2 protein-coding genes are annotated in these 8,629 nt (G+C 75.8%); both read right to left on the bottom strand.

The window, feature by feature from the left end:
• A partial coding sequence (locus TR48_RS35430; RefSeq protein ID WP_042374698.1) for a type I polyketide synthase occupies positions 1 to 6,054 on the bottom strand: 6,054 nt, incomplete at its 3' end.
• A 60-nt stretch (positions 6,055 to 6,114) separates the two neighbouring features.
• The coding region (locus tag TR48_RS35425; protein WP_042374697.1) for an SDR family NAD(P)-dependent oxidoreductase at positions 6,115 to 8,629 on the bottom strand (2,515 nt) is incomplete at its 5' end.

The following is an 8,629-nucleotide window of genomic DNA, read 5'->3' as shown; positions in this document are numbered from 1 at the left end:
GGACTTGCAGCGGCCGCTGGACGACAGGCCGCCCTGGCGGGCGAAGTCGACGAAGGTGTCGGGCGTCGCCATCACGGTCACGCCGCCCGCCAGCGCCAGCGTGCACTCGCCCGACCGCAGCGCCTGGGCGGCGAGGTGCAGGGCGACCAGCGAGGACGAGCACGCGGTGTCCACGGTGACCGCCGGGCCCTCCAGACCGAAGGTGTAGGACACCCGGCCCGAGGCGACGCTGCCGGCTCCGCCGGTGCCGAGGTACCCCGCGACCTCCTCGGGGACGGCGGGCAGCCGGGTGACGTAGTCGTGGTACATCACGCCCGCGAAGACGCCCGTACGGCTGCCCTTGACCGAGGCCGGGTCGATCCCGGCCCGCTCGAACGCCTCCCAGGACGCCTCCAGCAGCAGTCGCTGCTGCGGGTCCATCGCCAGCGCCTCGCGCGGGTTGATGCCGAAGAAGGTCGGGTCGAAGGCGCTGGCGTCGTGCAGGAAGCCGCCCTGAAGCGCCGCGCCTGCCCGCTCGGTGTCGGCGCTGTGCAGCGCGTCCACCAGCCAGCCGCGATCGGTGGGGAAGCCGGAGATGCCGTCACGGGCCTCGGTGACCAGCTGCCACAGCTCCTCGGGCGAGTTCACGCCGCCGGGGTAGCGGCAGGACATGCCGATGATCGCGATCGGGTCGTCGGAGACGCCCGCGGCGACGGGCAGGGCGGCCGGGGTGACGGAGGTCTGCGCGGAGCCATGGAGCTCGGTGCTCAACTGCTCCGCCAGAGCCGCCGGGTTGGGGTAGTCGAAGACCAGCGTGGCGGGCAGTCGCAGACCGGTCGCCGCGTTCAGGCGGTTGCGCAGCTCGACGGCGGTCAGCGAGTCGAAGCCGAGCTCCTTGAAGGCCAGGTGCGGCTCGACGGCGTCGGCGTCGGCGTGACCGAGCACGGCGGCCACCTGGCCGGTGACCAGGGCCAGCAGCGCCTTGCGCCGCTCGGCCTCCGGCAGCGCGGCCAACTGGCGCCCGAACGAGTCGCCGCCCGGCTCGGCCTGGGCGGCGCGTCGGGCCGGAGCCCGGACCAGGCCGCGCAGCAGGGGCGGCAGCGCGGGGCTCGCGGCCTGGGCCCGCAGGCCCGCCAGGTCCAGGCGGATCGGGACGTAGCCCGCGCCGCCCAGCGCGACGGCGGTGTCGAGCAGGGACAGGCCCTCCTCGCTGGAGAGCGCGGCGACGCCGCCGCGCGCCATCCGCTGGAGATCGGCCTCCTCCAACGTGCCGGTCATGCCGCTGCGTTCGGCCCACAGACCCCAGGCCAGCGCGGTGGCCGGCAGCCCGGACGTCCGGCGGTGGTGCGCGAGGGCGTCCAGGAAGGCGTTGGCGGCGGCGTAGTTGGCCTGGCCGGGTCCGCCGAGGGTGGCAGCTGCCGCCGAGAAGAACACGAACGCGGACAGGTTCAGATCCCGCGTCAGCTCGTGCAGGTACCAGGCGGCGTCCACCTTGGGGCGCAGCACCGGAGCCAGGCGCTCGGGGGTGAGCGCGGAGACGATGCCGTCGTCCAGCACGCCCGCGGTGTGCACCACGGCGCCGAGCGGGTGCTCCAGCGAGCCGAGCAGCCCGGCCAGCGCGTCGCGGTCGGCGACGTCGCAGGCCGCGAGCGTCACCTCGGCGCCCGCCTCGGTCAGTTCGGCGACGAGTGCGGCCGCACCGGCGGCCTCGACGCCGCGCCGGGAGACCAGCAGCAGGCGGCGCACTCCGTGCTCGGTGACCAGGTGACGGGCGACCAGCGCGCCCAGGGTGCCGGTCGCGCCGGTGACCAGCACGGTCCGGTCCGCGTCGAACAGCGATGTCGCGTCGACGGCGGCGGCGGCCACCCGGGCCAGTCGGGGCACTCGGACGGTGCCCGCGCGCAGTGCGAGCTGCGGCTCCTCGGTGGCCACGGCATCCGGCAGGGCCCCGAGCGAAGCCTCTTCGTCGTCGAGGTCGAGCAGGACGAGCCTGCCCGGGTTCTCCATCTGGGCCGAGCGGACCAGACCCCAGACGGTGGCGGCGGCCAGGTCCGCGACGGCCTCGCCCGGGTCGACGGCCACCGCGCCACGGGTGACCAGCACCAGGCGGGCGTCGGCCAACCGGTCGGCGGCCAGCCACTCCTGGACCAGAGCGAGCGCGCGGCCGGCCGTCGCGTGCGCGGCGGCGGCCAACTCGCCCGGCTCGGCCCGGACGACCGTCAGCACGGTGTCGGGCAGCGTGCCGCCGGACGCGACGGCGCCGTCCAGCGCGGCCAGGTCGGCGTACCCGGGCAGGTCGAGGCCGAGCCGCTCCGCGCCGAGCAGCGCCCACCCCGCGGTTTCGGCGGTGCCGACGGCGGCGGCCTGCCACTCCACGGTGAACAGGGACTCGTGGTGCGTGCCGCGCGCGGCCTGCACCTGGGCGGCCGAGACCGGCCGCAGCAGCAGCGAGTCGACCCGGGCGACGGGCGCGCCGGTGCCGTCCGCGACGGTGACCGAGACGCAGTCCTCGCCCGCCGGGGAGAGCCGCACCCGCAGGGTGTCGGCGCCGGAGGCGTACAGGGTGACCCCGCTCCAGGCGAACGGGAGCCGACCGGACTCGCTGGGGCTCAGCAGGGTGCCCATGCCGACGCCGTGCAGGGCGGCGTCGAGCAGCGCGGGGTGCAGGCCGAACAGGCCGGCGTCAGCCTTGGCCTGCTCGGGCAGCCGGACCTCCGCGTAGATCTCGTCGCCCGACTGCCAGGCGGCGCGCAGGCCCTGGAAGACCGGGCCGTAGCCGAAACCGGCCTCGGCCAGGTACGGGTAGAGTCCCTCGGTCTCGACCGGGGTGGCGTCGGCCGGGGGCCAGCTGTCCAGGCCGAGGGGCTCGGCCCGGTGCTCGGCGGCGGCGGGCGCGAGGATGCCGGTGGCGTGCCTGGTCCAGGCGTGTTCGGCGGTCAGGGCCGCGCCGCCCGCGGCGTCCTCCGGCTCCGGGCGCGAGTGCAGGGTGAAGCTGCGGCTGCCGGTGGTGTCCGCCTCCCCCACCGCGAGCTGGAGCTGGACCGCGCCGTGCTCGGGCAGGACCAGCGGGGCCTGCAGGGTCAGTTCGGCGAGCTGGTGGCAGCCCACGTGGTCGCCCGCGCGGATGGCGAGCTCGACGAAGGCCGTCCCGGGCAGCAGCACGGCGCCCATCACCACGTGGTCGGCGAGCCAGGGATGGGTCTGCAGCGAGAGTTGGCCGGTGAAGAGCACGCCGTCGGCGTCGGCGAGCGCGACCGCCGCGCCGAGCAGCGGGTGGTCGGCCGTGCCGAGGCCGACCGACGCGACGTCGCCGAGCCAGCCGGCCGGGGGCTCGGGCCAGTGACGGCGGCGCTGGAAGGCGTAGGTGGGCAGGTCCACCCGGGTTCCGCCCCAGCTCGCGGCGACGGCGCGCCAGTCGGGCGTGGCGCCGTGGGCGTGGGCCCGGGCGAGCGCGGTGAGCAGGGTCCGGTGCTCGGGGCGACCGGTGCGCAGGGTGGGCACCAGGGCGGCGGGCTCGGCGTCGTCGCCCAGGCAGTGCTGCGCCATGGCGGTGAGGACGCCGTCGGGGCCGAGCTCCAGGTAGGTGGTGACGCCGTTGGCGTCGAGCCGACGGACGGCGTCGAGGAAGCGGACGGCCTCGCGGACGTGGCGCACCCAGTACTCGGGCGAGCAGATCTCCTCGGCGGTCAGCGAGGCGCCGGTCACGGTGGAGACGATCGGGACGCGCGGCGGCTGGTAGTCCAGGCCCTCGGCGATCCGGCGGAACTCGGCCAGCATGCCGTCCATCAGCGGGGAGTGGAAGGCGTGGCTCACTGTCAGGCGCTTGGTCTTGCGCCCCAGCTGCTCGAAGTGCCGTGCCACGGCCAGGACGTCGTCCTCGGCGCCGGAGACCACCACGGCGGTCGGACCGTTGACGGCGGCGACGCCCACCGCGTCCGCACGGTCCGCCAGCAGCGGCAGCACCTCCTCCTCCGACGCCTGCAAGGCCACCATCGCGCCACCGGCGGGCAGCTCCTGCATCAAGCGGCCGCGGGCCGCGACCAGCGCACAGGCGTCGGCGAGCGACAGCACGCCCGCGACGTGGGCGGCGGCCAGCTCGCCGATGGAGTGCCCGGCCAGGAAGTCCGGAGTCAGGCCCCACGACTCGACCAGCCGGAACAGCGCCACCTCCACGGCGAAGAGCGCGGGCTGCGTGTAGCGGGTCTCGTCCAGCAGGCCGACCTCGCCGGCGGCGCCGAAGACCACGTCCTTCAGCGGGCGGTCCAGGTGCCGGTCCAGCTCCGCGCAGACCGAGTCGAACGCCTCGGCGAAGACCGGGAACGCCGCGTAGGCCTCGGCGCCCATCCCGGCCCGCTGACTGCCCTGGCCGGTGAAGAGGAACGCGGTGCGGCCCTCGGCGGCCGCGACGCCCTGCACCAGGTGCGGCGCGCTCTCGCCGTCGGCGAGCGCGTCCAGGCCCGCGAGCAGCTCGGCGCGGTCGGCGGCCAGGACGGCGGCGCGGTGGTCCAGGGCGGCGCGGGTGGTGGCCAGCGAGTGGGCGAGGTCGGCGGGGGCGAGCTCGGGAGCGGCGTCCAGGTGGTCGCGGAGTCGGGCGGCCTGGGCGCGCAGCGCCTCTGCGGTCCGCCCGGAGACCAGGAAGGGCAGCAGCGCGGGGGCGGCCACCGGCGCGGCCCCGTCGGCGGGCTGCTCGGGCTCGGGGGCCTGCTCGATGATGGTGTGCGCGTTGGTGCCGCTGACGCCGAAGGACGAGACGCCCGCGCGGCGCGGCTCGCCGGTCTCCGGCCACGGCCTGGCCTCCTCCAGCAGGGCGACGCCGCCGGAGGTCCAGTCGACGTGCGGCGAGGGCTCGTCCACGTGCAGGGTCTTGGGCAGCACGCCGTGCTGCATCGCGAGCACCATCTTGATGACGCCCGCGACACCGGCGGCCGCCTGGGTGTGGCCGAGGTTCGACTTGACCGACCCGAGCCACAGCGGCCGGTCCTCGGGGCGCTCCAGGCCGTAGGTGGCCAGCAGGGCCTGCGCCTCGATCGGGTCGCCGAGCACCGTGCCGGTGCCGTGCGCCTCGACGACGTCGACCTGGCTCGGCGTCAGACCGGCTCCGGCCAGCGCCTGCCGGATGACCCGCTGCTGGGACGGGCCGTTGGGCGCGGTGAGTCCGTTGCTGGCGCCGTCCTGGTTGACCGCCGAACCGCGGATCACCGCGAGCACCGGGTGACCGTTGCGCTGCGCGTCGCTCAGCCGCTCCAGCAGCAGCATGCCGACGCCCTCGCCCCAGCCGGTGCCGTCGGCCGCCGCGGCGAAGGACTTGCAGCGGCCGTCGGGCGCGAGCCCGCGCTGGCGGCTGAACTGGATGAAGGCCCGGGGGCTGGACATCACCGTGACGCCGCCGGCGAGCGCCAGCGAGCACTCCCGCTGGCGCAGCGCCTGCACCGCGAGGTGCAGCGCGACCAGCGAGGACGAGCAGGCCGTGTCGACGGTGACGGCCGGGCCCTCCAGTCCGAAGGTGTAGGAGAGCCGGCCGGAGAGCACGCTCGCCGCGTTGCCGGTGAGCGTGTAGCCCTCGACGCCCTCGGGCACCTGGTAGAGCAGGTCGCCGTAGTCCTGGCCGTTGGTCCCGGCGAAGACGCCGGTCCGGCTGCCCTTGAGGGAGGTCGGGTCGATGCCCGCGCGCTCCAGCACCTGCCAGGACGCCTCCAGCAGCAGGCGCTGCTGCGGGTCCATGCCGAGCGTCTCACGGGGGCTGATGCCGAAGAAGGCGGCGTCGAACTCCGTGGCGTCGTAGAGGAACCCGCCGCTTCTGGTGTAGCTGGTGCCCTGCTGGTCGGGGTCGTCGTCGAAGAGCGACGCCACGTCCCAGCCGCGGTCGGACGGGAAGTCGCCGATCGCGTCGCGTCCCTCGGCCACCAACTGCCAGAGGTCCTCGGGCGAGTTCACCCCGCCGGCGAACCGGCAGCTCATGGAGACCAGGGCGATCGGCTCGGAGTCGCCCGACTCCGCGTCACGAAGCCGCTGGCGGGTCTGGTGCAGATCCGCCGTCACGCGCTTCAGATAGTCGAGCAGCTTGTCCTGATCCACTGTGGGAACCTCACCCAATTCGTTCACTGCTGAAGGTAGTTGCGGGACGGACCGGGCCCGTCAGGCCATGCCCAGCTCGTTGTCGATGAAGGCGAAGAGCTCGTCGGCGGAGGCCGCCTGGAGCTTCTCGGTCACCTGGGCCTCGGCCTCCCGCTCACGCGGAGCTCCGCTCCACCGGGTCAGCAGGGCCTGGAGGCGGGCCGCGACGTCCGCCCGGGTGTCCTCGTCCTCGGAGACCGCCGCGAGGGCTGCTTCCAGCCGGTCGATGTCGGCGAGCGAGGCCGCACCGCCCGTCCCGGCGTCGGGCAGCAGGTCCGCCCGCAGCCGGGCGGCCAGCGCGGCCGGGGTCGGGAAGTCGAACACCAGCGTCGCGGGGAGTCGGAGGCCGGTAGCCGCGCTGAGCCGGTTGCGCAGCTCCAGGGCGGTCAGCGAGTCGATGCCGAGCTCCTTGAAGGCCCGGCTCCCGACCACCTCGTCCGCCGTCTCGTGTCCGAGCGCCGCGGCCGCGTGGACCCGCACCAGGTCGAGGACGGCCTGCTCGCGCTCCAGCTCCGCCATCTCCGCCAGACGTCGGCGCAGGTCGGAGGCGTCGGCGGGGGCGGCCTGCGCCGTCGATCCGCCGCCCTCGGCGGTGCGGCGCGCGGCGGGCAGCTCGTCCAGCAGGGCGGAGGCGCGGACGGCCGTGAAGCCGGGCGCGAAGCGCTCCCAGACGATGTCGGCGACCGTGACCACCGTCTCGTCCAGGTCCAGGGCCCGCTGGAGGGCGGCGATGGCCGCCTCCGGCTGCATGCCCGGGAGCCCGGCGCGGTCCAGGCGGTCGCCGATCATGCCGTCCGCCGCCATGCCGGTCTCGCCCCAGCGGCCCCAGGCCACCGAGGTGGCGGGCAGGCCCTCGGCCCGGCGCTGCTCGGCGAAGGCGTCCAGGAAGGCGTTGGCGGCGGCGTAGTTGCCCTGGCCCGGGTCGCCGAGCGTACCCGCGATGCCGGAGAACAGGACGAAAGCCGTCAGGTCCGACTCGCGGGTCAGCTCGTGCAGGTTGCGCACGGCGTCCACCTTCGGACGCAGCACGCCCGCGATCCGGTCGGGCGTCAGCGAGTCGAGCACGCCGTCGTCCAGCACCCCCGCCGTGTGGACCACGGCCGTGAGCGGCTGCTCCGCCGGTACGGCGGCCAGCAGTTCGGCCAGCGCCGCACGGTCGGCCGCGTCGCACGAGGCGATGGTGACCCGCGCGCCGAGGGCGAGGAGTTCCTCGCGCAGCTCGGCGGCGCCCTCGGCGTCCGGGCCGCGGCGGCTGGTGAGCAGCAGGTGCCCCGCCCCGTTGCGGGCCAGCCAGCGGGCCACGTGGGCGCCCAGCGCGCCGGTGCCGCCGGTGACCAGGACGGTCCCGCTCGGACGCCAGCCCTCGGCCGGCGTCAGGCCCGCGGGGGCGTGCACCAGTCGGCGGACGAAGACGCCGGGGGCCCGCACCGCGAGTTGGTCCTCGACGCCGGCGCCGGCCAGCACGCTCACCAGCCGGTCCAGCGCGCGCTCGTCGGAGCGCTCGCCCAGAGTCGCCGGAAGGTCCACCAGACCGCCCCAGCGCTGCGGCTGTTCGAGCGCGGCGACCCGGCCCAGACCCCAGACCAGCGACTGCGCGGGGCCCGTCGGCCGCTCGGCGCGGTTGACCGCGACCGCGCCCCGGGTGGCGCACCACAGCGGCGCCTCGATCCCGGCGTCGCCCAGTGCCTGCACCAGCCCGACGGTCCCGGCCAGGCCGAGCGGCAGGCCCGGGTGGTCCTGGTGCGGCCGCTCGTCCAGCGCGAGCAGCGACAGCACGCCGGTCAACTCCACGACGTCGCCCAACTGCTTGCGCAGCACGTCGACCAAAGCCTCACGGCCGAGGTCGCGCCCGTCGAGGCCGAACACGCGGGCCTCCGCGCCGCGTCGGGTCAGCGCCCGGGCGGTGTCGGCGACCCACTCCTCCTCGGCCAGCGCCTCGGGGACGACGACCGCCCAGGTGCCGGAGAGGCTTGCCGGGGGCAGGTCGCCGAGCGGCTGCCAGCCGATCCGGTAGCGCCAGCCGTCGACGGTGGACTGCTCGCGACGCTGCCGCCGCCAGGAGGAGAGCGCGGGCAGGACGGCGTTCAGCGGGGCGTCGTCGGCGAGGTCGAGCGAGCCGGCCAGGGCCGCCAGGTCCTCGTTCTCGACGACGTCCCAGAAGGCCGCCTCCACCGGGTCGTCGGCGCGGTGCGCGGACTGCTCCGCGGCCCCGGCCGCCTCGGGCCAGTAGCGGCGACGCTGGAAGGCGTAGGTGGGCAGCTCGGCCCGCCGGGCGCCGCTGCCCGCGAAGACGGCGGCCTGCCAATCCACCGCGACGCCGCGCACCCACGCCTCGGCGAAGGAGGCCAGCACCCGACGGGCGTCCCCCTCGCCGCGGCGCAGCGTCCCGAAGGCCACCGCGTCGCGCTCGGCCGCCTCGATGCTCTCCTGAAGCGCCATCACCAGCACCGGGTGCGGGCTGACCTCGATGAACGTTCCGCAGCCGCTGGTGAGCAGCGACTCGGTCGCCTCCCGCAGCCGAACCGTGGTGCGGAGG

Source organism: Streptacidiphilus neutrinimicus, assembly GCF_000787815.1.
Lineage (GTDB): Bacteria > Actinomycetota > Actinomycetes > Streptomycetales > Streptomycetaceae > Streptacidiphilus > Streptacidiphilus neutrinimicus.
Note: the sequence above shows the minus strand (reverse complement) of the source record. Positions and strands in the feature narration are given on the sequence as shown.